22 protein-coding genes are annotated in these 25,246 nt (G+C 59.0%); 6 read left to right on the plus strand and 16 right to left on the minus strand.

Translation table 11 applies throughout. The features are described 5' to 3' along the window. Positions 1-4: 4 nt before the first annotated feature. Both purN and purM read right to left on the minus strand, forming a co-directional pair. Positions 5-598, minus strand: coding sequence for a phosphoribosylglycinamide formyltransferase (purN, locus tag BLO49_RS00495; protein WP_170828153.1), 594 nt, complete (start codon positions 596-598; stop codon positions 5-7). Then, a complete protein-coding gene (purM, locus tag BLO49_RS00500; RefSeq protein WP_090642887.1) occupies positions 598-1,629 on the minus strand; it encodes a phosphoribosylformylglycinamidine cyclo-ligase in 1,032 nt (343 codons plus the stop codon). The genes purN and purM overlap by 1 nt, the downstream gene beginning before the upstream one ends. Before the next feature lie 63 nt (positions 1,630-1,692). Between purM and rnd the strand changes: the two genes are divergently transcribed. Further along, positions 1,693-2,841 (plus strand): ribonuclease D, encoded by a 1,149-nt coding sequence (gene rnd / locus BLO49_RS00505; RefSeq protein ID WP_090642889.1) that lies wholly within the window; start codon positions 1,693-1,695, stop codon positions 2,839-2,841. On the opposite strand, the gene BLO49_RS00510 is transcribed toward rnd, so the two are convergent. The 4 genes from BLO49_RS00510 to BLO49_RS00525 form a co-directional block, all read right to left on the minus strand. After that, a complete protein-coding gene (locus BLO49_RS00510) occupies positions 2,838-3,311 on the minus strand; it encodes a hypothetical protein (RefSeq protein WP_090642892.1) in 474 nt (157 codons plus the stop codon). The genes rnd and BLO49_RS00510 overlap by 4 nt on opposite strands. 57 nt (positions 3,312-3,368) lie before the next feature. Beyond that, positions 3,369-4,871, minus strand: coding sequence for a Ppx/GppA phosphatase family protein (locus tag BLO49_RS00515; RefSeq protein ID WP_170828230.1), 1,503 nt, complete (start codon positions 4,869-4,871; stop codon positions 3,369-3,371). A gap of 88 nt (positions 4,872-4,959) precedes the next feature. Continuing rightward, positions 4,960-7,212, minus strand: coding sequence for an RNA degradosome polyphosphate kinase (locus BLO49_RS00520; RefSeq protein ID WP_090642895.1), 2,253 nt, complete (start codon positions 7,210-7,212; stop codon positions 4,960-4,962). Positions 7,213-7,291: 79 nt separating this feature from the next. Further along, positions 7,292-8,056, minus strand: coding sequence for a P-loop NTPase family protein (locus tag BLO49_RS00525; RefSeq protein ID WP_245678806.1), 765 nt, complete (start codon positions 8,054-8,056; stop codon positions 7,292-7,294). 118 nt (positions 8,057-8,174) lie between these two features. On the opposite strand from BLO49_RS00525, the gene aspS reads away from it, so the two are divergent. Continuing rightward, positions 8,175-9,956, plus strand: coding sequence for an aspartate--tRNA ligase (gene aspS, locus BLO49_RS00530; RefSeq protein WP_090642897.1), 1,782 nt, complete (start codon positions 8,175-8,177; stop codon positions 9,954-9,956). Positions 9,957-10,085: 129 nt separating this feature from the next. Here the strand turns inward: aspS and BLO49_RS00535 are convergent, their stop codons facing one another. Beyond that, positions 10,086-10,580: a pentapeptide repeat-containing protein gene (locus tag BLO49_RS00535; RefSeq protein ID WP_090642900.1), complete on the minus strand. Its 495-nt coding sequence runs from the start codon at positions 10,578-10,580 to the stop codon at positions 10,086-10,088. Between the two features lie 84 nt (positions 10,581-10,664). Then, entirely contained in the window at positions 10,665-13,454 is a 2,790-nt protein-coding gene (locus BLO49_RS00540) for a TSCPD domain-containing protein (protein WP_090642902.1), read from the minus strand. Between the two features lie 226 nt (positions 13,455-13,680). Here BLO49_RS00540 and BLO49_RS00545 point away from each other — a divergent pair, with 226 nt between their 5' ends. Together BLO49_RS00545 and BLO49_RS00550 are read left to right on the plus strand one after the other, a co-directional pair. After that, complete coding sequence (locus tag BLO49_RS00545) at positions 13,681-14,094, plus strand: NADH:ubiquinone oxidoreductase subunit NDUFA12 (protein ID WP_090642905.1); 414 nt, start codon at positions 13,681-13,683, stop codon at positions 14,092-14,094. A 13-nt stretch (positions 14,095-14,107) separates the two neighbouring features. Continuing rightward, positions 14,108-14,848 carry a DUF2155 domain-containing protein gene (locus tag BLO49_RS00550; protein WP_245678807.1) on the plus strand — a complete coding sequence of 247 codons (741 nt, stop codon included), beginning with the start codon at positions 14,108-14,110 and terminating at the stop codon, positions 14,846-14,848. Here the strand turns inward: BLO49_RS00550 and aat are convergent. The 5 genes from aat to aroQ form a co-directional block, all read right to left on the minus strand. Then, the gene (aat, locus tag BLO49_RS00555; protein ID WP_090642909.1) at positions 14,841-15,482 is read right to left on the minus strand and encodes a leucyl/phenylalanyl-tRNA--protein transferase; all 642 of its coding nucleotides are present in this window, start codon (positions 15,480-15,482) and stop codon (positions 14,841-14,843) included. The genes BLO49_RS00550 and aat overlap by 8 nt on opposite strands. A 69-nt stretch (positions 15,483-15,551) precedes the next feature. Then, positions 15,552-15,878 carry a hypothetical protein gene (locus BLO49_RS00560; protein WP_090642911.1) on the minus strand — a complete coding sequence of 109 codons (327 nt, stop codon included), beginning with the start codon at positions 15,876-15,878 and terminating at the stop codon, positions 15,552-15,554. A 265-nt stretch (positions 15,879-16,143) separates the two neighbouring features. Then, a complete protein-coding gene (gene accC, locus BLO49_RS00565) occupies positions 16,144-17,514 on the minus strand; it encodes an acetyl-CoA carboxylase biotin carboxylase subunit (protein WP_090642914.1) in 1,371 nt (456 codons plus the stop codon). Between the two features lie 6 nt (positions 17,515-17,520). Further along, entirely contained in the window at positions 17,521-18,015 is a 495-nt protein-coding gene (accB, locus tag BLO49_RS00570; protein ID WP_090642917.1) for an acetyl-CoA carboxylase biotin carboxyl carrier protein, read from the minus strand. 40 nt (positions 18,016-18,055) lie between these two features. After that, positions 18,056-18,493 carry a type II 3-dehydroquinate dehydratase gene (gene aroQ / locus BLO49_RS00575; protein ID WP_090642919.1) on the minus strand — a complete coding sequence of 146 codons (438 nt, stop codon included), beginning with the start codon at positions 18,491-18,493 and terminating at the stop codon, positions 18,056-18,058. Positions 18,494-18,601: 108 nt separating this feature from the next. On the opposite strand from aroQ, the gene thiS reads away from it, so the two are divergent. After that, positions 18,602-18,802, plus strand: a complete 201-nt coding sequence (gene thiS, locus BLO49_RS00580) for a sulfur carrier protein ThiS (RefSeq protein WP_245678890.1) — start codon at positions 18,602-18,604, stop codon at positions 18,800-18,802. A 3-nt stretch (positions 18,803-18,805) separates the two neighbouring features. Then, on the plus strand, positions 18,806-19,594 hold the full coding sequence (locus BLO49_RS00585) for a thiazole synthase (protein ID WP_090642923.1): 789 nt from the start codon (positions 18,806-18,808) through the stop codon (positions 19,592-19,594). Positions 19,595-19,632: 38 nt separating this feature from the next. Here BLO49_RS00585 and BLO49_RS00590 read toward each other — a convergent pair whose 3' ends face one another. The 3 genes from BLO49_RS00590 to BLO49_RS00600 form a co-directional block, all read right to left on the minus strand. Beyond that, on the minus strand, positions 19,633-20,403 hold the full coding sequence (locus tag BLO49_RS00590; protein ID WP_090642926.1) for a DsbA family protein: 771 nt from the start codon (positions 20,401-20,403) through the stop codon (positions 19,633-19,635). Positions 20,404-20,423: 20 nt separating this feature from the next. Beyond that, positions 20,424-21,833 carry a M48 family metalloprotease gene (locus BLO49_RS00595; protein WP_090642928.1) on the minus strand — a complete coding sequence of 470 codons (1,410 nt, stop codon included), beginning with the start codon at positions 21,831-21,833 and terminating at the stop codon, positions 20,424-20,426. Between the two features lie 135 nt (positions 21,834-21,968). Then, a complete protein-coding gene (locus BLO49_RS00600; protein ID WP_090642931.1) occupies positions 21,969-24,668 on the minus strand; it encodes a ribonuclease E/G in 2,700 nt (899 codons plus the stop codon). Between the last annotated feature and the right edge of the window lie 578 nt (positions 24,669-25,246).

A 25,246-nucleotide genomic window follows, 5' to 3' on the forward strand; every position in this document is an offset into this window, starting at 1 on the left:
CGGATTACATTTTTGTAAGGAACTTTTCCGCGAGAACCTGGCGCACGGCCTGGGCATAGAGCCGATGTTCCTCAGCCAGCACGCGTGTGGCCAGCATGTCGGCGGTATCGCCTTCGAGTACAGGTACGCGGGCCTGGGCGATGATTTCGCCCTCATCCACGCCGCTGGATACCCAGTGAACCGTGGCACCATGTTCGATCACACCGGCTTCCAGTGCGCGTTCGTGGGTGTGCAGGCCCTTGAAATCGGGCAACAGGGCAGGGTGGATATTGATCATCTTCCCTTCCCATTGCTGCACGAGCCAAGGCGTCAGCACGCGCATATAGCCGGCCAGGCAGATAAATTCGACGCCATTGCCACGCAGTTCAGCATCGATCAATCGTTCATGGGCCTCGCGGTCCTTGCCGTATGGCTTGTGATCGAGGGCAAAGGTTTTCAGTCCATGCGCCGCGGCCCATTCCAGGCCGCTGGCGTGTGGATCATTGGAAACGACCAGCACGAACTCGGCCGGAAAATCCGGCGCTTTCGCCGCCTCGACCAGCGCCATCATGTTGGAACCGCGGCCGGAGATAAAAATGGCCGCCTTAATCTTGCGCATCACTTTGCTGCCAGTTGACCGACAATAAAGGCATCCTCGCCGGCGTTGAGCAGAGCGGCCAGGACTGCATCGGCATCCTTCGGCGCGACATAGAGCACGAAGCCGACGCCGCAATTGAAGGTGCGCAGCATTTCATGCCTGTCGATATTACCGGTTTCCATCAGCCACTTGAAGACGGGCGGGAATTCCCAGCCATCAAAATCGAAGGTGGCGGTCAGGTGATCCGGCACGGCGCGATCAGGATTCTCGATCAGGCCGCCGCCGGTGATGTGGGCGCCGCCCTTGACCAGGCCGGCCTTCATCAGCGGCAGGACCGTCTTGATATAGATGCGGGTCGGTTCCAGCAGGGCCTGGGCCAGCGACATGCCCTTGGCGAACGGCGCATCCGATGCCCAGGACAGGCCGGAGATTTCGATCACCTTGCGGATCAGGGAATAGCCGTTGGAGTGCGGGCCGGAGGAAGCCAGGCCGATGATGATATCGCCGTCGCGCATGTCGTCCATGCGCGGCAAGACCTTGTGGCGATCGACGGCGCCGACCGAGAAGCCGGCCAGATCGTAATCGTCATTGCCGTACATGCCGGGCATTTCCGCGGTTTCACCACCGACCAGCGCGCAACCGGCACGCTTGCAGCCCTCGGCAATACCAGAGACGACGCGCTTGGCGGTATCCACGTCGAGCTTCGAGGTGGCATAGTAGTCGAGGAACATCAGCGGTTCCGCACCCTGGGCCAGCAGGTCATTGACACACATGGCGACAAGATCGATGCCGACGGTATCGTGGCGATGGGTCTCGATGGCGATCTTGAGCTTGGTACCGACGCCATCGGTCGTGGTGACGATCAGGGGATCGTCATAACCGGCGGCGCGCAGGTCGAACAGGGCGCCAAAGCCGCCGAGCGAAGCTTCCGCACCGGGGCGACGGGTCGATTTGGCCAGCGGCTTGATGGCATCCACCAGGGCTTCGCCCGCGTCGATATCGACTCCGGACGCTGCATAGGTTAAGCCAGATTTTGAGCCGGGTTCGGACATAAATAAATTCCTGTGATCACTTTGCCCTGTATCGGGGCTATTCGGGTTTGCTATAACTACAAAATGACGCCAATTACAAATACCAATGACCTGATCGCCTTTTGTGATGCGATAAAATCCGCCCCGTTCATTACGGTTGACACCGAATTCATGCGCGAGACGACCTACTGGCCGAAGCTCTGCCTGATCCAGGCGGCCAGCGAGGAACATGAAGCCATTATCGACCCTTTGGCCAACGGACTGGATTTAAAGCCTTTTCTCGATGTTTTGGCCGATGAAAGCGTATTGAAGGTGTTTCATGCCTGCCGTCAGGATATGGAAATCTTCGTTAATCTGGGCGTGATGCCCAGGCCCGTATTCGATACGCAGGTCGCGGCGATGGCGGCAGGTTATGGCGACCAGGTGGCTTATGATTCGCTGGTCCGGCAAAAACTGAAGATCGATATCGACAAGGGTTCACGCTTTACGGACTGGGCGCGCCGGCCCTTGAGTGATCATCAACTGAATTATGCCCTGGGGGATGTTACCCACCTGGCCAAGCTGTTTCCCAAATTGCGTGACCGTCTGGAGCGTCAGGGGCGCCTGGACTGGGTGTCGGAGGAAATGAAGGCGCTGACGGCGCCCGGTCTTTATTCCACCAATCCGGACGATGCCTGGCGCCGGCTCAAGCCCCGGAAGCATTCGGTCAAGTACATGGCGGTCTTTTCGCAGGTCGCCGCCTGGCGGGAACGCATGGCGCAGGAACGCGACATGCCGCGCGGCCGCATCCTGAAAGATGAGGGCATAGACGAGATCGCCACTCAGTTGCCGACCGATGCGGCGGCGTTTGATCATCTCCGCTCGACCTCAAAGGGCTTCGGCGCCTCGAAGTTCGGGCTGGATCTGGCGGAAATTATTCGCAACGCCCTGAAAAATCCGGAAGCCTTCGCGCCTAAGGTCGAGAAATCGGCGCCGCCGGTTCAGGTGCCGGCTTCAGTTGTCGAACTGCTGAAGGTGCTGCTGCGTATCCGCTGTGAAGAAGAGGGCGTGGCGCCGAAGCTGATCGCCACCGTGGCCGATCTGGAAAAGATTGCGCTGGATGACAAGGCGCAGGTGCCGGCATTGGAAGGCTGGCGCCGGAACGTCTTTGGCGATGACGCTCTGCGTCTGAAACGCGGCGAACTGGCTCTGGTTCTCAACGGCACCAAGGTGGAATTGGTGGAACTGGATTAGCAGCTTCCGCCGCTGTCGGCTTCCTTGCGGTTCAGCACATAGGTCTTGCCGTTCCAGCGCATAACCGGGAAGCAGAAGCCCGGACCGCCGATCATGACGTCCGGCCAGCCGCCCGGCGTCTTCTGCTTTGTGGGCAGGAAGGTGGGGATGCCTTCGCTGGCATAGATGACCTGCCACTTGCCCGACGCCTTGCTGAGCAGGCTGAAACCCTGACCGGTCATGCCGTAGCAATAGGTGCCGTTGTCGGTAATGACGAGGTCGGCTATGCCGTCGCCGTTTATATCGCGGTAGTCTTCGGGGGCAATGGTGGCCAGGCCGTTTTCATCGTCCGGGCAGCCCGTCCACTGGCCGTTTTTCATCACCATGCCGGCCGCCTGGTATGCCTGGGCGATATCAGGTGGCAGGGGCTCCGCCTCGGCGGACAGTGACAGCAGGGATACGCAGAATACTGGAACTGCGACATATTTCATGGCCGCCTCCTGTAAATGGTGAATACAGAAAACGCCTGAAACGCGGAACTGGCAAGCCTAATAGGTGATAATATTGAGATTCAGCTTGAGCGACTGGGCCAGAGCACGGGCACGCCGGCGCGTTTGTTCGCCCAGAAGCAGGTCTTCCCAACCCGATTTGGCGCTTAAGGTCAGGCTTCGTTCGTCCTTGCGAATATGGGCGTGGCTCAGCAATTCGGCGGATTTGGCAGAAAGATCGCAACCGAGACGCAGGAGTAGCCCCAGTTGGGTCGCCTGCCTGAGCATGTCTTCGCCCAGTATGCGGCTGATCAGAACGGGCTCCTTGGTGTAAGGATCGCCGCTGTAGCGCGTATAGATCGTGCAGGCGAGGAAGACGCGTTCCTGATGGTTCTGGCCGGGAATGGGCGCGCGCAGCACCTGATCACAGGCGAGGTCGGCGCGGTGATCCGGGTGCAGTCGGGCGCCGATGTCAGACAGTTTCGCCGCCGCGCGGATCAGCCGGACAGCGGGGCGCTCGATGATGGCCTCGTCGATACTGTCGTAGAATTCGGTCGCCCATTGTGCCAGTGCCGGACCGAGATCGTCATTGATGCCGAGCCGATGGCCGAGGGAGGCGCAGCCGGCAATCAGCGGATCATCGGCCCTCAAGGGCGCTTCGAGCGCCTCGAACAGCAGCCCCTCGCGCAGGCCGAAGGCGGAAAAGCACAAGGTCTCGAAGTGCAAGACCTCGATCAGCCCCTGCATTACAAGGGCGGCATAGGCGATATTTTCCAGACGTCGCTTCGATACACCCGGCAGCTTTTCCAGCGATGACGGCGACTGACTGGCTATCAGGCGGGCGATAGACAATGCCTCACGCGCCGGTAATTCAAATTGTTGAATGACTTGCAGCGGATAGTTCTGCTTTTGCATCCAGATCAGGGCCAGATTACGCCAGGCGCCGCCTACGGCATGAAACTGCCGGCTGGAAAAGCGGCCCTGCAGAGGCTCCAGGCGATCCCGAACAATCCTGTAAGTGGCATCTAAATCGACGGGCCTGGGCGCGCCGAGCGCAAAGGGGCCAAGCGGCAGCGTGATTCCGCGCAGGCCCTGTTCATTTTCACTGCTGAGATTGACAAGTTCGAGGCTGGAGCCGCCGAGATCGCCGACCACACCTTCGGCATCGAGATGGCCGCACTTGACGCCCATGGCGGAGTAGTGTGCCTCTTCGGCGCCGCTGAGCACCCGGACCTCAAAGCCCGTTGTGTCCAGAATTGTGGCGGTAAAGTCAGGTCCATCAACGGCTTCACGAATGGCGGCCGTAGCGACGACATGGACATCTTTCAGGTCGTAGGATTCCAGAATGGCCTTGAAACGGCGCAGCGCGACCAGGCTTTCCTGCATCCCGCCCTTGTGCAGACTGCCAGTCACTTTCAGTTCGCGGCCCAGGCCCGCCAGCACCTTCTCGTTGAAGATGGGCCATATGGAACGCCCTTCAACGCGGTATATGACCAGACGAACGGAATTCGAGCCGATATCGATGACTGCGGTATTGTAATTCAAGATATCCGTTTCCCGCATTTTACGCCGAGACAAGACTTCGCTAGCCCGTTTAGGGGGCTTTTACCAGCCCCTGAACGTTTGCGCGACTGACTTCATTGTGAGTGGACTATTTGCGCGCGCCGACGTGGTCGAAAGCTTGCGGCAGATCCTTGACACCACGACCGCGGCCGGAAAGCGACGGATTGGTCATGAAATAGTCGTGGGCGGAGAAGGGCTTGTCGAGGTGGCTGGCATCGAGCCGGCTATAGGTGCCGTTCGTTTGCAGGAACCAGGTCTGGGCTTCGTCATTAAGATTGGCGACCATGATCTGGTCGAGCACCTGGCGATGAACCGTTGGGTTTTCGATCGGGATCAGGGTTTCAACGCGGCGGTCAAGATTACGGCTCATCCAGTCGGCGCTGGAAATGAAGACGCGCGCCTGATCGGACGGCAGGGCATGGCCATTGGCGAAACAGACGATGCGCGCATGTTCGAGGAAGCGGCCGACAATCGACTTGACGCGAATGTTTTCCGAAACGCCGGGCACGCCGGGACGCAGGCAGCAGATACCCCGAATGACGAGATCGATCTGAACGCCGGCCTGGCTGGCCTGATAAAGTTTTTTGATGATGGTCGGATCGACCAGGGCATTGAGCTTCGCCCATATCTGGGCTGGTTTACCCGCCTGGGCATTGAGAATTTCCTGATCTATCAGGTGGATCAAGCCGGGTTTTAAGGTGACGGGCGAGAAATACAGCTTCTCCATCATTTCAGGGCGGGCATAGCCGGTGATGAAATTGAAGACGCGCATGGCGTCGCGGCCCAGTTCCGGATTGGTGGTGAAAAGGCTGAGATCAGTGTATATCTTGGCTGTGATCGGGTGATAATTGCCGGTGCCGAAGTGGCAGTAGGTGCGTAAGGCTTCGCCTTCGCGGCGGACGACCACCGACAGCTTGGCGTGGGTCTTGTACTCGACGAACCCATAGACGACGTGGACGCCGGCGCGTTCCATGGCGCGCGCCCAGCGCAGATTGGCTTCTTCGTCAAAGCGCGCCTTGATCTCGACGAGGGCGGTGACATTCTTGCCCTGCTCGGCGGCCTCGATCAGCGCGGCCACAATCGGGCTGTCCTTTGATGTACGGTAAAGGGTCTGCTTGATGGCGATGACATTCGGATCGCGCGCGGCCTGGCGCAGGAACTGCACCACGGCGTCGAAAGATTCAAACGGATGGTGGACGAGAATGTCCTTTTCGCGGATGGCGCCAAAGACATCGCCGCCATTGTCACGGATACGTTCCGGGAAACGCGGTTCAAAAGGTTTGAACTTCAGATCATTGCGGTCGCGCGGAATGAGCTGCGACACCTCGGCCATGCCCAGGATACCGGTGATATTGACGATATCTTCCGGGGCGGCATGCAGGTGACCGATGATAAAGCTGCGCAGGTCATCCGGCATGGTTGAATCGATTTCGACGCGCACAACGGAGCCGAGACGGCGCTGTTTGATAAGCGCCTCAAACTCGCGCACCAGGTCTTCGGCCTCTTCTTCCATTTCGATATCGGAATCCCGCAGAATGCGGAACAGGCCGCGCGAGACGATGTCGAAACCGGGGAAAAGCTGATGCAGGAACAGCGAGACAAAGTTTTCCAGCGAGATGAACTTGCGGCGGATCGGTCCGGTATCGCCGGGCTTGCGCACGGCGGATTCAACCTCCCAGAAGCGCTTTACACCGGTCGGGATCGGGACCAGGGCATACATGGTCTTGTTGTCCTTGCGGCGCAGCAGCTTGAGGACGATCGAGAAGCCCAGGTTTGGGATGAACGGGAAGGGATGCGCCGGGTCGATGGCCAGCGGCGTTAGAACCGGGAAAAGCTGGTTCTCGTAGACCTTTTCCAACCAGGCCGTGTCCGTCTTGTTGACATCCTTTGCCGAAAGCAGGTTCAGGCCATTGTCCTGAAGCTGGTTGCGGATGCTGGACCAGATCGTCTGCTGCTTGCTCATCAGTTCGCCGGCCGCGCGGTTGACCATTTCCAGTTGTTCCTGCGGCGTGTGGCCGTCGACCGAAAGCACGCGCACACCCTCGCGCACCTGACCCTGCAGGCCAGCGACGCGCACCATGTAGAATTCATCCAGGTTATTGGCGGAAATCGACAGAAAGCGCAGGCGTTCCAGCAGGGGATGGCGCGGGTTTTTGGCTTCTTCAATGACGCGCTGGTTGAAAGCCAGCCAGCTCAGTTCCCGATTGATGTAGAGGGACGGATCAAGCGGCGCGTCACCGCTGAAATCGAACGGTGCCGGCGCCGTGGCGGTCGCAACCGGCCCACCCTCCGTCACGGCGGGAGCGGAGGTCATATCCAGGGCCAGGTTCGAATCGGTCATATTGGTCGCTTCATCAATGGAATCAGTCCTTGCCGGCAATTTAGCGTAAAAACTTAAAGAAACTGCCGGGTTTGGCTGATTATCGCAAATTATCGAACGGCGTTACAGGCTCATCGCCAAACATATCCGTTTCGTGATCGAAAAAGGACTTGGCCAGGGCGCGATTGAACGCACGTCCATTGGCATAATGTTCCAGTTCTGTGACAATTTTTTGCGCGGCGCTGACAGAGCGGTCCATTCGCCTGACAATGTAGTCGATAAAATCGGGCGAAGGCGAAATGGCCCGCTGGGCGAACAACTTGTTGAGGATGGCGATCAGCAGATCCTCATCCGGTTCGGGCAGGGTGATGATCCGCATGGCGTTGAGGCGGCTGGCGAGATCCGGAAGCTCTATGTCCCAGGCGATGGGTTGATTTTCTGTCAGCAGAACAAGCTGTTGCCCGGATTTCTGAACATGGTTGAAGAGATGGAACAGGGCCTCTTCCGACGCCTGTTCGGCATCATCAACCACATACGGCACCGGCTGAAAGGCTGACAGATCGAGATCATGCGTTTCCGCGGCGGTCAGGAACAGGCCGCGGGTCTGCGCCGCGAAAATATGTCCCAGATGGGTCTTGCCGCTGCCAGGCGGTCCCATAAGGATCAGGTGCGGGCTCAACCATTGATCCGGATGCAGCAGAAGGCCCATGGTCGCCGCCAGTTCCGTGGTGACGATGAAGCGGTCGCGGCTGTAGCGATCGCCGGATTCCAGATCGAGGGGCAGTTGCAGGGACATATGGCTAATGTAGAATTGCCGGCTGTCGATGACAATGACCGCCTGACAGATATTCCGGGGACGATCCATGACGAATTGTGAGTAAAATCAGCCCGGCGCGCCGGACAAATGTGGCAAAAAGCTTGACTTTACTGGCGCATCATGTGCCCTACGGCGCAACGAAATTCCTTATGTCATCGGCTTTCACATGCATATCTATCGCTCCCATACCTGTGGCGCCCTGCGCGCTTCCGACGCCGGCACCCAGACCCGTCTGTCGGGCTGGATTCACCGCAAGCGCGACCACGGCGGCCTGTTGTTCATCGACCTGCGCGACCATTATGGCCTGACTCAGCTTGTTTTCGATCCGTCTTCGCCAGGCTTTGCCAAGGTGGAGCGTCTGCGCGCCGAGAGCGTGATCCGCATCGACGGCAAGGTGGTGGCGCGTGACGCCGCGACGATCAATCCGAACCTGCCGACGGGCGAGGTTGAGGTCTATGTCGGTGAGGTAGAAGTCCTGTCCGAAGCCGCCGAACTGCCGCTGCCGGTCTTTGGCGAACCGGAATACCCGGAAGAAATCCGCCTGAAGAACCGTTTCCTCGACCTGCGCCGCGAAACCCTGCACAGGAACATCGTCCTGCGCTCGAAGGTGATCCATTCCATCCGTCAGCGCATGGTCGACCAAGGCTTCCTTGAATACCAGACCCCGATCCTGACGGCCTCTTCGCCGGAAGGCGCGCGCGACTTCCTGGTGCCGTCGCGCCTTCATGCCGGCAAGTTCTACGCCCTGCCGCAGGCGCCGCAGCAATTCAAGCAACTGTTGATGGTTTCGGGTTTCGACCGTTATTTCCAGATCGCGCCGTGCTTTCGTGATGAAGACCTGCGCGCCGACCGTTCGCTGGAGTTCTACCAACTCGACGTTGAGATGAGCTTTGTCACGCAAGAGGATGTTTTTGCTGCGATTGAGCCGTTGATGCACGGGCTTTTCACCGAATTTGGTGAGGGCAAGCGCGTCTCGGCTTATCCGTTTGTGCGCATCCCTTACCGGGAATCTATTGCCAAGTACGGCTCGGACAAGCCTGACCTGCGCAACCCGATTGAGATGCAGGACGTTTCCGAACAGTTCCGCGGTGGCGGCTTCGGCCTGTTTGCCCGTATTCTGGAAAACCCGGCCAATGCCGTCTGGGGCATCCCGGCGCCGAAGGGCGGCAGCAGAGCCTTCTGTGACCGCATGAATTCGTGGGCGCAAGGCGAAGGGCAGCCTGGCCTTGGCTATATCTTCTGGTCGGAAGACCAGGGTGGCTGGGGTGGCCCGATTGCCAAGAATCTCGGCCAGGAAGGCACCAATGCCGTCATGGGGCAGCTTGGTCTCGGCCAGGGCGATGCCGCTTTCTTTGTGGCCGGTGATCCGAAGGTTTTCTATAAGTTTGCCGGTTCGGCGCGCACCAAGGTCGGCACCGATCTTAACCTGGTGGACGAAGACCAGTTCAAGTTCTGCTGGATCGTCGATTTCCCGATGTTTGAATATAACGAGGATGAAAAGAAGGTCGATTTCTCGCACAATCCGTTTTCGATGCCGCAGGGCGAGATGGAGGCGCTACTCAGCAAGGACCCGCTCGATATCCTGGCCTACCAGTACGATATCGTCTGTAACGGCTATGAGTTGTGCTCCGGCGCGATCCGGAATCACAAACAGGACATCATGCTGAAGGCATTCGAGATTGCCGGCTATGACGAAGCCTTCGTAGAAAGCCAGTTCGGCGGCATGTTGAACGCCTTCAAGTACGGCGCCCCGCCGCACGGTGGCCTGGCGCCGGGCATCGATCGCATCGTCATGCTGCTGGCCGGCCAGACGGCTATCCGCGAAGTTATCGCCTTCCCGCTGAACCAGCAGGGTCAGGACGTGATGATGAGTGCGCCATCCGATGTGCTCGACAAGCAATTGAAGGAACTGCATATCCGCACGCAAATGCCGATCAAGGTCGGCTAACTTATGGGGTTTGGGGCCTGTGGCCCCAGGATTTTTCTCTTTCAAAGAAAAAGCCCTGCCAATTTGGCAGGGCTTTTTCTTTGAATAAGGTAAAGTTTTGTGGGGTCATAGACCCCAAACCCCATAAGTTTAGTGAACCACGCACACCGGAATACGGAGGCCGCGCGGCAGTTCTGTCGCTTCGTCGCCGCAGGTTTGATCAAGCTGGCGCTGGGTCAGGCCGATGGCTGACCCCATTTCCGCACCGGAAAAGTTTACGCCACTCAGGATCGCGCCCTTGAAATTGGCGTGTTCGAGATAGGCGCCGACAAAATTGGCATTGGTCAGGTTGGCGCCGGCGAAATTGACGCGGCCGAACAGGGCGGCCGAGCCGTTAATGTCGCGCAGGTCGGCCCCGGCGAAGTTCGTGCCGTTGAAGATGCCAAGCCCCATATCTGACTGACGCAGGCGCGCACCGGCGAAATTCCTGTTCTTCAGGGTACGGTTATTGAAATCGGCCTGAAAGAGATTGCAGCGCGGACAGTTGGCGCCATTTTGCGCGCTGGAAACCTGGGCGGCATTCTGCGCCATGGCAGGAGCGCTGATGAAGCAAGAGGCCAGCAAAGCCAGGACAATACGTTTCATAAAAGGACACCTTCGCTGATTTGGCGCTGATTTGGCGCTGACTGCCGGAAGACCAGCAAGGGAAGGGCCAGTTGATACCCTCCGTTACCGTTCCTCTACATCATCCTTTTCAAACGCCGGGTTAACCGCATCCTGCTTTTTGCGATTGCCGAATGGTATGACCACCAGATTGTCGGTCGCCGTGCCGCGTGCAAAGCCTTTCGAGATCAGTTGCGAAGCCGGCATGGCATTGCTCGGCACGTCGTCTGTTTCGGGCAGGGCGTCGCCATGGAAATAGCCCTGGCCCAGACCATCGGCGTTCAGTTCGTCCGGGTCGGCGTTGGAAAGATCATCGCGGTCAAGATAGGAGATCGCCAGTTCACGGAAGATATAGTCGAGAATTGAGGTCGCCGACTTCACACGGTCATTGCCGGTGACCGGACCGGCCGGTTCAAAGCGCGTAAAGACATAGGCGTCGACGAATTCTTCAAGCGGCACGCCATATTGCAGCCCGATCGAGATGGCGATGGCGAAATTGTTCATCAGCGAGCGGAAGGCCGCGCCTTCTTTGTGCATGTCGATGAAGATTTCACCGATCGAGCCGTCTTCGTATTCGCCTGTGTGTATATAGACCTTATGGCCGCCGACACCGGCCTTCTGGATATAGCCTTTTCGACGATCCGGCAGCTTGGTACGGGACCGCTCGCGCTCGACAATTTTTTCAATAACCCGCGGCGCAGCCTTCTCGATTACCGGTTCAGGGATTGGTCGCTTTGGCGCGTCCTCGATGTCAGGAATATCGAGCTTGAAATCAGGCGGCGGATCAGCCCGATGAACGGAAACGGCGCGCAGGCCGGAACTGGCGGCCAGAGAATAGATTTTCATGACATCGACCACGCCCTGGTCCCAGGTCAGGCGGAAAGGCGTTGTCACGGGCGCGTCGATCAGGCTTTCAATGGATTGGCGGAGGTGAATTTGCGCCTTGCGGCCAAGAGGGCTCAGTAACTGGTATACCTGGTCCGATAAGAGTCTGAGTGCTTCCGGATCCTTGTGACCGAAGATATGGATATCCGCTTCCTGAATTTCCGGTTTTGAAAAACCCATGACAGCCAGAAGGTTGAAAGCCGGATCTGAGAGATCGCTTTCACTCAGGCCCCAGATGTCCTGGATGAATGCGGCATCGATATGACGGACGGAAAAGACCTCGGCCAATGAAGTTGCCGTGAGAAGCGCCGTTTCCAGACGAGTGATCTCAAATTCACTCAGGCCCTTTGATTTCAGGCTGGCGACATTGATATGCGGCGCGTCGATCAGGCTACGGCTGCCAAGCAGGATCTGGCGAACATCACCCCAGCTATGAGAAATGGTGCTCAACCCCATGATAACATAGGGTTTGATTGTTGGCACAAAAACGCCGTCCTCGGTTTCCATGACCGTCAAAAGCGCGCTGACACCCTTGTCGCCCAGCCCGGCGCCCAGGCGCAGGGCCAGTTCGGCATCATCGAACAGGGCGGTCACCTGCGCATTACGCAGGCCGGTTTTCTTGGTCAATTTGAGCGCGGTTTGAGTGAGGTCCAGCGCCGCGGACTTCATCTCGGCCTGGCCTTTCAGGGCGGTGATCCGGTAGAGGCGCTGGCTGAGCCGATCGGTCTGCTCCGCCTTGTCGACGGCGAAATTGTCATAAGGGGCCAGATGCGCGGCCAGGGAGGCAGATGCATGGACGGCCGCCGCTTCGAACAAAGCAAAGATATGGGTGGCCAGATCGACGCCGGCGGGTTCGCCAAGGCTGAGCCCGCGGCTCATTATAGCTTCGCCGAGTCCCGCCAGGGTCAGGGCCAGCGGGCGCGTGGCGGCTCGGCGCAGGCTGTCATCAAGCGTTGCCGAAAAACCGACAGCCGCTTCGATATCCAGCGCCTGTGTCCAAAGGGTGACGGCATCGATAAAGGCGTCTACCGCGAATATGCCGTCATCCGAGATGAAACGTTCAACATTGATCGCCGCGCGGGCCGCATAATTTTGGGCTTCAACCGCCTCAGCATCCTGCGGAGCAAAAACAACATGGAGTGCGCCGGTTTCCAGTGCCGTTTCGGCCGCCAGCACAGCCGAGGGATCACCGGCGGCGAGAAGGTCACGTTCGCCGATCACTGCCCGGAAACGGGAGGATACCTGTGCAGTCGCCGCCGCGCGTGACCAATCGGCAGGCGCCATGCCCTGGCTGAGTTGAATCTGCCGGGCGATCACGGCATCCGAGGCCCCGAAGCGCCGGGCCCTGGCGGCGGCGCGGGCAAGCGCCGGATTGTGTTTCAGGCTGGCGCGTTGCTCTCCTTCGGACCGGTCGATAGCACTGGTGATCTCATCGAGTGCCTGGGCCAGCCGGGTCTGTGTCGCAGCGGCCAGAGCACTGGCGCGGGCTTCGATCAGCAATTGGTTGATGGCGTTGCGGCCGGCATGGTCATCAAGGAAGAGCGGCGCCGTTTCCGCGGCCGCCGGCAGCCTGTCGCCGGCGGTCGGGTGGACGCGGTGCCCGGACTTAAGTCCGATGGCGGGGGCCGCCAAGCCGGCCACAAGCGTCATTCCCAGCATATCGGCGAATTCAGCCGCCGTTTTCGCATCGGGGAAATATCCGAGCCGCAGTCCCCATTGGGAGAGGCGATGGGCATAGCCGACCATGGCGCCATCGAAAGCGTCATTTTCGGGATTTGCCGACAAGGCGGCTGCGCCGGCCGGCAGGTCTTGCGGCAGCGAATCAGCCCAGTCCATCCAGGCTTCAACCTGGACTGTGGTCAGATCGCGTGGGCACAAAACCTCCGCGAACCCGTTCACGCGCTCGATCTCACGCAATTCCAGATCGGGCAGGGTGGCGAGTGCGCTCAGGGCAGGAGACAGATACGACATGCCTTTATCCTTGGTTTATGATGCCTTATCCCCAGATGTAGCGTTAATTTCAACAGGCATCAATAAATCTGGTGGGCTGAAGGCTAATCATCCACAATATGTTGATCTGTGGTCAGGGCGTGACGATGGACAATATTTTCAGTGCCCGCTTTACCTTGGGCGGGCGTCTCACTATAGATATGGGCAGGTTTCGGGGCCGTGACTGGCTCCACGCAAGGATATCACGATGCAATGGTTGCTTAATCTACTCGCTCCCTCATTCACGTGGTGGAATGGCGCCACGCTTGGCACCCTGTTCACCATTGGCAAGCGCGGCCGTAAGGTCGGGGAGGACGAATTCGGCAATCGTTACTATGAAGACCGCACGGCCAAGAACACCTATGATGCTGGCCGCAAGCGCCGCTGGGTGGTCTATAAGGGCTATGCCGACGCCTCCAAGATTCCGCCCGACTGGCATGGCTGGATGCACTACACCTATGACACGCCGCCGTCTGAGGCGCCGCTTCGCCGCAAGGCCTGGGAAAAGCCGCACCTGCCGAACATGAGCGGAACACCTTACGCGCAGTTTCCGCCGGGCTCAATGAATGCCGAAGCCGAGCGCGCGAAGACAACAGGCGATTACGAAGCCTGGAAGCCGTAAGGAGAGTTGTGGCATGAAACGCATCACTGTTTCCGGCTGGGCCTTGCTGGCGGCGGCTGCGGCGTGCGTTGTCATTCCGGCCTCCGCGCAGGTGCCGCCGCCCGACCGGGGCGGTGATGGCGGCCAGGCGCCCCATTATGTCGATAACGCGGACTACGATCCGCAGCCCTACTATGTCGATGGCGTGCAATATAAGCCCTATGTGCCTGAGAAGAAGAAGGCCAAGCCGGCCGCGGATAGTGTCAAGCCGGCTGCCACGCCTGTAACGCCGGACGGTGAATCGCTCAGCGAACTTCATCCTTACGTGCCATCCAGCTCGGCGAGCGTCGCGCAGGCGGAAGCGCCTCAAAAAGCCGCTGCCGCGTCTTCGTCGTCCGAAAGCGTCATCAGTTATGCGCCCAAAAAGCGGCCGCGTTACGCCGTGGCGATCATAGAGGCGTTGGACAAGGTAACAGCCGAAAGTGTGCGGTTCGAGGCGCCCATCGGCAAGCCCATCCGCTACAAGGGTTTGATCTATACGGTAAAGGCGTGCGAAACCACCGCCGATGACGAGGCGATGAGCGACGTCATGGCCTATGTGCGCGTACGCAGCAATCCGGTGGCGGCCACCAATACCTCGCCGGCGGTGAAGTCGAAGGAAGTTTTCCGCGGCTGGACCTTTGCATCAACGCCCAGCCTGAACCCGATCCAGCATCCGGTATATGACGCCTGGGTGATCGGCTGCCGTCAGCCTCTGCCAGGCGCGGCTACTTAAGCAGTGACATGACCATCTGCCCGGAGGCGGTGCGCGGCAGGTCATAGAAGTCGGTTTTCAGGTCGATGGCGGCGGCCAGTTTTTCCAGATACTCGGCCTTTGGCATTTCAACCACGCCGAACTGGCGCAGGTGATCGGTCTGGAACTGGCAATCGAGCAGGGTGAAGCCACCCGCCTTCAGCCGAGCCACCAGATGGACGAGGGCGATCTTCGACACGTCGCGGGCGCGCGACACCATGCTTTCGCCGAAAAATGCGCCGCCGATGGACACACCATAGAGCCCGCCCAGCAGGGTTTCGCCGTCCCAGACCTCGACACTGTGCGCCAGACCGCGTGCAAACAGCGCCTGATACAGGGCCTGTATGGAATGACTGATCCAGGTAGAAGTTCGGTTTTGCGCTTCCTCTGCGCATAGCTCGATGATCTGCGTGAAGGCCGTATCGATACGTATGGTATACATGTCCTGTCGCACGGTGCGCGCCAGCCGTGAAGATACATGAAAGGCATCCAGGGGGAGGACGCCGCGGATCGGCGGATCGACCAGGAACAGGTAATCGTCATCGCGGGCATCGGACATCGGGAAGATGCCCGTGCGGTAGCAATTGATCAGGTCATCAAGTGTAAAGTCTGTCAAGTCGGCGAATCCGTGGTCTGGCGCCCATGAATACCGTCTGGAAATCAGAAAGCAATAAGGTTCAATGCCTTATGTGGCCTTGCAATTGAAGCTGTCCATGATCTTGTTGGGAACGCGGACATTTCCGAACGGCGTGGTGGCGCCATCGGTGAAGCTTGTGTGATAGGCGATATCGCAGGTCTGGCCGGGCTTCGGCAGCATCTGGTTCTTGTCGATATAGGTGGTATGGACGGTGTCCGGCGCATAACCGGATTTGGTGACAGGAATAACCAGCCAGTTGGTGATATAGCTGAATACAAACAGCGGCCGTTTGTAGGGCTCGATGTGGACATCCTTGAGGACATAGGAATCGAACGGCCGCGACGGCAGGACATATTCCTTTGCCTGTGCCGGCATACTGACCAATAAAATAAGAGGTAATAACCCCAGACCCGGATTCATCTTGCCCAACATATCGGCGACAATATCACTCTAAACCACCCGTTGATGCGTGACAATGTGGACGAAACCAAGGCCACCTTCACGTGACGACCCGTACATCATAACGCAGTCATGCGCATCATCGAGCCCTGTTATTATCTTACATTATCAATGAACCTGTCATGAACAAAAAAAGCCTTGCGATCCGCAAGGCTTTTTCCGGATGGTTTCAGGACAATATTCAGGCTGGATTGGCCAGCGCTTCCTGAGCTCTGATCCAGTTTTCCAGCCAGTGAATATTGTAATCACCCGACTGAATATCCCTTTCCTGCAACAGGTCGAGGAACAGGGGGATGGTGGTGTCGATGCCGGTAACCACGGTTTCACCCAGGGCGCGTTTCAGGCGGGCCAAGGCTTCCGGGCGGTCGCGGCCGTGGACGATCAGCTTGCCGATCATCGAGTCATAATAGGGCGGAATGGTGTAGCCGTTATAGACCGCCGAATCCATGCGCACGCCGAGCCCGCCGGGAGCATGGAAGTCCGTTACCGTTCCTGGTGAGGGCACGAAGGTACGGGCGTTTTCAGCATTGATGCGCACTTCGATCGCGTGACCTTGCAGGTCGATATCCGCCTGCGTAAAGCTCAGTGGATAGCCTTCGGCGATGCGGATCTGTTCGCGCACCAGATCGATGCCGGTGACATATTCGGTAACCGGATGTTCGACCTGAAGGCGTGTGTTCATTTCGATGAAGAAGAATTCACCATCTTCATAAAGGAACTCGATGGTCCCGACGCCGAGATAACCAATGGCTTTGATGGCGTTGACGACGATCATGCCGATCTTGTCGCGCGCCGCCTTGTCTATGGCGGGCGAGGGGGCTTCTTCCAGCACCTTCTGGTGGCGGCGCTGCAGGGAGCAGTCGCGTTCACCGAGGTGGACGACATTGCCATGGCTGTCGGCGATGACCTGGATTTCGATATGGCGCGGCTTCTGGAGATAACGCTCCATATAGACCGTACCGTCACCAAAGGCGGCGGCGGCTTCGGTCTGAGCACTCATCACCTGCTCAGCCAGGGAGTCACGGTCCTTGGCGACCTTCATGCCGCGTCCGCCACCACCGGCGGCGGCCTTGATGATCAGTGGGAAGCCGATCTTCTCGGCGGCTTCCATGGCTTCCTCGACCGTGGCGACGCCGCCATCCGAACCCGGAACAACAGGGATGCCGGAATCCTTGGCGGCCTGCTTGGCGGTGATCTTGTCGCCCATCATGCGGATATGTTCGGGCTTAGGCCCGATAAAGGTCATGCCGTGCGCACCGACGATCTCGGCGAAGCGGGCATTTTCCGACAGGAAGCCGTAGCCCGGATGAATCGCATGGGCGCCGGTGATCTCGGCGGCGGCGATGATCGACGGGATGTTGAGGTAGGACTTGCTGGCGGCCGGCGGGCCGATGCAGACGCTTTCGTCGGCCAGGTGGACGTGCATGGCGTTGCGGTCGGCTTCCGAGTGAACGGCCACCGTAGCAATGCCCATTTCCTTGGCGGCGCGGATGACGCGAAGGGCGATTTCGCCGCGGTTGGCGATCAGAATCTTGTCGAATGTCTTGGTCATTGCGTCTTACTCGAAGACGACGAGCGGTTCGCCAAATTCAACCGGCTGGGAATCGCTGACCAGAATCTGCGCCACCACGCCTTCACGCGGGCTGGGGATGGGGTTCATGGTCTTCATGGCTTCGATGATCAGCAGGGTCTGGCCTTGCTTGACCTTGTCGCCTACCTTGATGAAGGCGGCAGCACCCGGCTGCGGCGCCATATAGACGGTGCCGACCATGGGCGACTTGATGGCGTCCTTGGCGACGGCCGGGGCAGCGGCGGGCGCTGGATCAGACGCCGGGGGGGCAACCGGTGCGGCGGCAGGCGCGGCAACCGGGGCGGCGGCCTGCGGCACATAGGACACGCTGGCAGCGGCGGTCAGTTGGCGCGCAACGCGAATCTTCAGTTCGCCCTGCTCGACCTCGATCTCGGTCAACTCGGTTTCCTTCAGGATGTCGGCGAGCTTGCGGATCAGCTTGGGATCGATCGGATCGGCTGCGGGAGCTTTGGGAGTCGTCATGTGATAACCTTGTACAAAGTCTTGAAAAACAAAGACTCTACTATTTAACGAGGGACAGAACGGCGCGAACGGCCAGTTCATAACCAATGGAACCGAATCCTGCAACAACCCCTTTGGCGGCCAGCGACACATATGAGTGATGCCTGAAAGGTTCGCGGGCATGGGGATTGGAGAGGTGGCATTCGATAATCGGGATGCTCAGGGCTTTCAGGGCGTCATAGAGCGCGACCGATGTGTGAGTATAGGCCGCCGGATTGATGATCAGGGCGTCTGCCTGCGTGCGGGCTTCCTGTATCCAGTCAACCAGTTCGCCTTCATGATTGCTTTGCCTGAAGACGAGACCGTGGCCCGTGCCTTCAAGCAGGGCCAGGCAGCGCAATTCGATATCCGAAAGCGTGTCATGACCATAAATTTCCGGCTCACGGACCCCAAGGAGGTTGAGGTTTGGGCCATTGAGGACATATATGGGCTTGGACATGAAACCTTCGAAAAAGCGCGAAGCGGACCTTGTAACGTGTCGCGGATAGGCTCACAAGCCGAACGACGCTAAATGGCGTCAGTTTCGGTAAAAAATGGCGTAAAAATGGTGAAAATTCTGTTGAACGGCGAAGAAAGGGAGGTTACGGCCTCCAATCTGACGGCACTTATCGAAAATCTCGGACTGGATGGCCGCAAGGTGGCCGTGGAAAGGAATCTCGAAATCGTGCCGCGCTCGACCTATCTGGCCACGCCGCTAAATGACGGCGACCGGCTGGAAATTGTACATTTCGTTGGAGGCGGCAACTGAGCCATGGATGATCTGTCTGTAAAACCTGAAACCTGGAGCGTCGCTGGCCGCACCTTTACGTCGCGCCTGATCGTCGGCACCGGCAAGTATAAGGATTACGCCCAGAACGCTGCTGCGGCGCGGGCTTCGGGCGCCGAAATCGTTACTGTGGCGGTGCGCCGGGTCAATCTGACCGATCCGAACCAGCCTATGCTGATGGATTATGTGAAGCAGAACGAGTTCACCTACCTGCCCAACACCGCCGGCTGTTTCACCGGCGAGGATGCGGTGCGCACCCTGCGCCTGGCGCGCGAGGCGGGCGGCTGGAATCTGGTCAAGCTGGAAGTCCTTTCCGATCCGAAGACGCTTTATCCCGACATGGAAGAAACCCTGCGGTCGCTGAAACTGCTGGTCAAGGATGGCTTCGACGTCATGGTCTACTGTTCGGATGATCCGGTCTATGCCCGCAAGCTGGAAGAGGCGGGCGCTGCCGCCATCATGCCGCTGGCCGCCCCCATCGGCTCCGGGCTCGGGATTCAGAACCCGGTGACTTTGCGCATTATCATCGAAAACGCCAAGGTGCCTGTACTGGTCGATGCCGGGGTCGGAACGGCCTCCGAAGCTGCCGAGGCCATGGAACTGGGCTGTGATGCGGTGCTGATGAATACCGCCATCGCCGAAGCGAAAGACCCGATCCGCATGGCGCGGGCCATGAAACACGCCGTCATTGCCGGACGGGAAGCTTATCTGGCTGGACGAATGCCGCGAAAGCTTTATGCCGATCCGTCATCGCCGCTTGCGGGTCTGATCTAAAAACAAAAGCCCCGCAAGCCTGACTTGCGGGGCTTTTGTTATTTGCCGCTGCGAGCGGCTGTAACCGCCTTTTCCAGTTCATCGAGCTTGGCGCCATCAATGGCGGTATCGCCTATGATAAAAGTTGGGGTGCCTGTGATGCCGAGATCGGCGCCCAGTTGCATGACCTTGTCGATATGGGCCTTGACCTCAGCCGATGCGGCGCTGGCCCTGACGGCCACTGGATCAAGTCCCAGCCGGCCCAGGAGCGCAGTCATTTCCGTCTCGCTGCCAACCTGTTCGGTCATCAGGGCATAATGGACAGCTTCATATTGTCCGGCCTTCGCCGCACCAAGCGCGAAAGCCGCGAGGGGGCGCGAGTTCTGGTTGATGACCGGATATTCCTTGACGATGATGGCAACGTCCGGATTTTTTGCCAGGAAGTCCTTCAGCACCGGCGTGGCGGCGCGGCAGTAGCCGCAATTGTAATCCAGGAATTCGACGATTTTAATTTTAGCATTCGGGTTGCCGAGAATGGGATCGGATTTGTCATTGAACAGTGAGTCATGCTTGCTCTTGACCGCCGCGGCCATGGCCTTCGCCTTGTCGGCATCGTTTTGCGCATTTAGCTTCGTAATTGCCGTTTGCAACATGGTCGGACGGTTCAGCATTCCCTTTTCAACGACGAAGCTCTGGATTTGCGGCACCACATAGGGCGCGCCGGCCAGCACCACGGCAAAAACAGCCAGGGCGGTTGTGATATTGGCCTGGGAGAACAGGTCTTTCCAGGGATTTGCGGATGTTTCGGTCGGCACTTTGGGATCGGACACTTATAAAGCCTTGTCTGTTTTCAATTCTTGCGGCGGCGCTGGGTTTCCCGATCGACCGGATCGATGCCCATTTCCGAGGAACTGGTCATCACGATATCACGGGCGCGCCGGTATTCGGGTGACTTGATGTCGAGGTATTTCTGCGACCATACTGCGGAAGTGCGCGCGGCCATATAGTCGCCGGCATAGAACTGCGCTTCGGCAGTGGATAATCGTGCGAGACCCGGCTGGTTGAGAGCATCGTAGGCTTGCGCCAGTTGCTGCCAGGCGAAGCTGTCATCCTCCTCGTATTTGATCGACTGCTGAAGATGCGCTACGGCGGCGTTAAGACTGTCCTTGTCACCGACGGCGATCAGGGCCTGGCCCAGATTGAGTTGCAATAAGGGCGCCTGCGGCATCAGCTCGACGGATTTCAGGTGTGCCGGCACGGCCAGAGCGGCGCGACCGGTCTCGAAATAGATTTGCCCCTTCAGTTCCCACAGGTAGGGATTTTCCGGTTGCTCCGCGATCAGCTTGTCCAGTTGGGAGATCGCCTGATCCCACTGCCCGCGCTTGTAGGTGGCGATGACACGAGCGTAACGGGCGGGGTAAGAGGTGTCGGTTTCCGGGTATTTCTGGTAGGTTTTAAGCGGATCATCGAGAAAACCGGACAGCTTGGCCTTGACGATGTCGAATTCCTTCACCGTTTCCGGATTGTCCGGTGTGTTGTAATGCGGCTGCGATTGCGCCAGGCGCGTCGTCGCCTGAATCCGTTCCCGTGAAAGGGGGTGCGTGATGAAGAACTGGTAGCGTTCGGCATTGCTGAAGGTTTCAACATTACGGAACTTGTAGAAGAAATCGACCAGCCCCTTGGCCGACATACCAGCTTTTTCCATGGCCTTGACGCCGGCGACATCAGCGGCGGATTCCTCCGTTTGCATATAGTGCAGGGCGCCCAGCGTACCAAAAGTGCTTGAACTGGCAGCAATGCCCAGGCCGGCATCCGGCGCGCCGGCCAGGGCCGCCACAATGCCAAGGCCGAGGGAAATGGCCATAGGAGCACGGGCGGCGCGCTCGATCTCATCTGTACGCATCATGTGGCCGCCGCTCAGGTGTCCGGTTTCGTGGGCAATCACGCCGAATAACTGGTTCGGATTGTCAGCTTCCATTATGGTGCCGGTATTGATACCGATGCGCAGGCCCGTGGTGGCAAAGGCGTTCAGTTCATCACTTGCGATCAGCAAGTAATGAACGCGATCGGGGTCCAGGCCGGCGGCATCCAGCACAGGGCGGGTATTGGTCTTGAGAAAGGCTTCGACTTCGGTATCTCGGATAATGCTTTGCGAATCCTGGGCATTGGCGCTGACCGGCAAAAAAACGGCGGCCGTCATCAGGCAGGCCGGGATCACCATCCCTGCCGCATATCGCTTCAGCGTTTGAAAAGCCGGCATTCTCAAGACCCTGTTTAATCTCCGCTTCGCAAATTTCATTAGGCGGTAAGGATGACAAATCTAAGGCGGGCATTGATCCAGATCAATGCCCGCCCTGTCAGGTCTTGGATATTTGGTATCAAATATTTGGGGCGCTTAACGGCGCCACCAACCGCGTTTTGGCTTCTCCGGCGGCGCGCTGATTTCATTCGGATCAATGGCTGTCACCACTTCTGGCACCGCTTCCGGTTCCGGCGGTGCGACCGCCACGGTTTCGGTGATGACCGGTTCCGCAACTACGGCTTCCGGCGCAGCCTTGGCCGCCTTGGCGCGCGAAGTCCTGGCCTTGGCCGGTTTGGTGGTCGTTTCCGCAGGTGTGGCCTCGACCGTTTCGGCCTCGGCAGCCTTCTTGCGGCTGCGCGTCTTGCGCGCCGGCGGGGCATCTTCAACGGCGACCATAGGCGGCGCACTGGCAGCGAAGGCCGCTTCCGGATCGACATAGACATCATGCGTCAGGGGCATGGGAGCGGTGTCATTCGCGGCGGCGGCTTCATCGACAATCATGGTCACCGCTTCCTGCACGCCCTTGCGGCTGCGGCGCGGGCGCGGACGGCGACCGGATGGCGCACCGGTATTTTCCGGCACCAGCGAGGTCGGCTGCGTTGTTTCCGCACCGAGCGCCGATGTCACGGCCTCGGCAATGGCGGCCTGCGGTGAGGCGGCTTCCTTCAGGGCGTCGCGCGAGGCATCTGCCGAACGCGCGGGCGGTTCAAAACGCTTCTGCTGCTCTTCGAACGGATCGATCCAGACGTATGGCGCCTCAAGCGATGGGGTGCGGGCGCGCACCCAGCTATAGGTTTCGCGCGGACGGTTGTCGAAACCGGCGCGGCGCCCGCCGCGACGGCCACGGCGACGGCGGCCGCGGCGGCTGTCTTCGCCGCTGTCGTCTTCTTCATCCTCATCGCCTGGCGCTGCTTCCGTCTGCGCGGGACGCTCTTCACTTTCGTAGCGGTCACGGCCGCCACGGCGGCGGCGGCGGCGCTTGCCGTTACGGCCACCTTCACGCTCTTCGCGCTCCGGACGCTCAGTGCGTGTGTCACCGTCATCCTCGTCGCCGTCTTCGGCTTCGATGGCCTCTTCGTCCTCATCCTCTTCTTCGGCCACGTCGGGCGTGGTGTCGAAGGCAATGGGCTCCGGCCGAACGGGTGGAACGAAATCGACCTCGTCGGCATGAACCGTGCGGACGATCTGCACCTCGGTGTGCCCCAGGTCGGTATCGATCTCGATATTGACCTTCAGACCCCATTCGAGACGCAGCTTCGACAGATGAACCTGCTTTTCATTGAGAATGTAGAGCGCGACATCCATCGGCACCTTGACGGTGATGGCGCCGGCGCCGTTCTGCATGGCTTCCATGTCGATGGTGCGCATAGCCGAAAGCGCGGCGGAATCGACCGAACGGATGCGGCCCTGGCCTTCGCAGTGCGGACAGACGATGGTCGTGCCTTCGAGGAAGCCGGTGCGGCGGCGCTGGCGGCTGATTTCCATCAGGCCGAAGCCGGAAATCTTGCCCATCTGGATGCGGGCGCGGTCCTCGGCCAGCGCGTCCTTCAGTTTCTTTTCGACGGCGCGGTTATTCTTCGGTTCGTCCATGTCGATGAAGTCGATAACCACTAGACCGGCCAAGTCGCGCAGACGCATCTGACGCGCGGATTCTTCGGCCGCTTCGAGATTGGTCTTGAGCGCGGTCGCCTCGATATTGCGTTCCTTGGTCGACTTACCGGAGTTGACGTCGATGGCGACCAGGGCTTCCGTCTGGTTGATGACCAGGTAGCCGCCCGATTTCAGCGGCACGACCGGTGAATAGATTTTCGAGATCAGATCCTCGACGCCATAACGGGCGAAAAGGGGTGTATTGGCCTTGTAGAGCTGAATTTTTTTGGCCTGGGACGGCATGATCATGCGCATGAAGTCCTTGGCGGAGCGGTAACCGTCCTCGCCCTCGACCAGCACGCCGTCGAAATCCTTGTCGAACAGGTCGCGGATGGCGCGCTTGACTAGGTCTTCTTCTTCATAGATCAGCGCCGGCGCGTTGGATTTCAGCGTCGTTTCGCGGATGGTTTCCCAGACGCGCAGCAGGTAATCATAGTCGCGCTTGATCTCCAGCTTGGTGCGCTTGGCGCCAGCGGTGCGGACGATCAGGCCCATGCCGTGCGGCACATCGAGGCTCTGAACCAGAGTCTTCAGGCGCTTGCGATCGGAGGTATTGGTGATCTTGCGCGAAATGCCGCCCCCGCGCGCCGTATTCGGCATCAGCACGCAATAGCGGCCGGCCAGCGACATGTAGGTGGTCAGCGCAGCACCCTTGTTGCCGCGCTCTTCCTTGACGACCTGGACGAGCAGGATCTGGCGACGCTTGATGACTTCCTGAATCTTGTAGCGGCGTATCAGGTGTTGACGCAGGCGGCGTTCTTCATCCGGCAGGTCGTCATCGTGACTATGATCATCATCCTCGGATTCGTCTTCATCCTCGGCGTGACCGTTGCCATTGCCGTTATTGGCGGCGGCCTGCGCAGCCAGTTCCGCCATCAGCTTTTCGCGGTCGGCGACCGGGATCTGGTAATAGTCTGGATGTATTTCGTTGAAGGCCAGGAAGCCGTGACGGTTGCCGCCATATTCGACGAACGCCGCCTGCAGGCTGGGCTCTACGCGTGTGACCTTGGCAAGATAGATATTGCCGCGGAGTTGTTTTCTGGCATGGCTTTCGAAATCAAACTCTTCGACGCGGCTTCCGTTCATCACGACGACACGGGTTTCTTCCGTGTGCGTCGAGTCGATCAACATGGTCTTTGACATTAAAGATATCTCCGGAGCGCTCAAACGCGGGCGTCCGCGCGGATCGTGATCCGGCGGCGGCAAGGGCGTGGCGCTGATAGGGGGTAAGAAGGCGCGCGCAGACGAGGACGACGTTTAAGGCATCTGTCTTCGTTTGATAGCGGTTGAGGCTCAAGGCGCAGCCCATAAGGTATTGTTCCAAACGCAATATCTGCGCGCCATGAGGCCGCGCAAACTTAATAAGGGTGTGATGCGGGTTCCGGGCGAAAAGCGCTTTCATTCCCCGGCAGGGTTGCCGGAACGGGCATGAAGGCGAGATAGGCGCGCGGCGCCGTTATCACAAGGGTTCGTCATAATCAGTCGGCGAAAAGTCTGCGCTTTGGCCGGACTCATGACGGACGATACCCGAATGTCACATGTTCGCAAAAAGCCGGATACGTCAATCTAATTCTTTGTGTGTGTCGGCTGGGACATATTTTTACCGCCCCGTCGCGCTCCTTAACAACATGGCAACCATATTCGGTAATGGAAAGATAACCGTACCCCTTAATCGTATTTCTACATCCGTGTGGCAATATGACGGGACAGCCGGAGAATAC

This window comes from Asticcacaulis taihuensis (assembly GCF_900100255.1).
In the GTDB taxonomy this organism is placed as follows: Bacteria; Pseudomonadota; Alphaproteobacteria; order Caulobacterales; family Caulobacteraceae; genus Asticcacaulis; species Asticcacaulis taihuensis.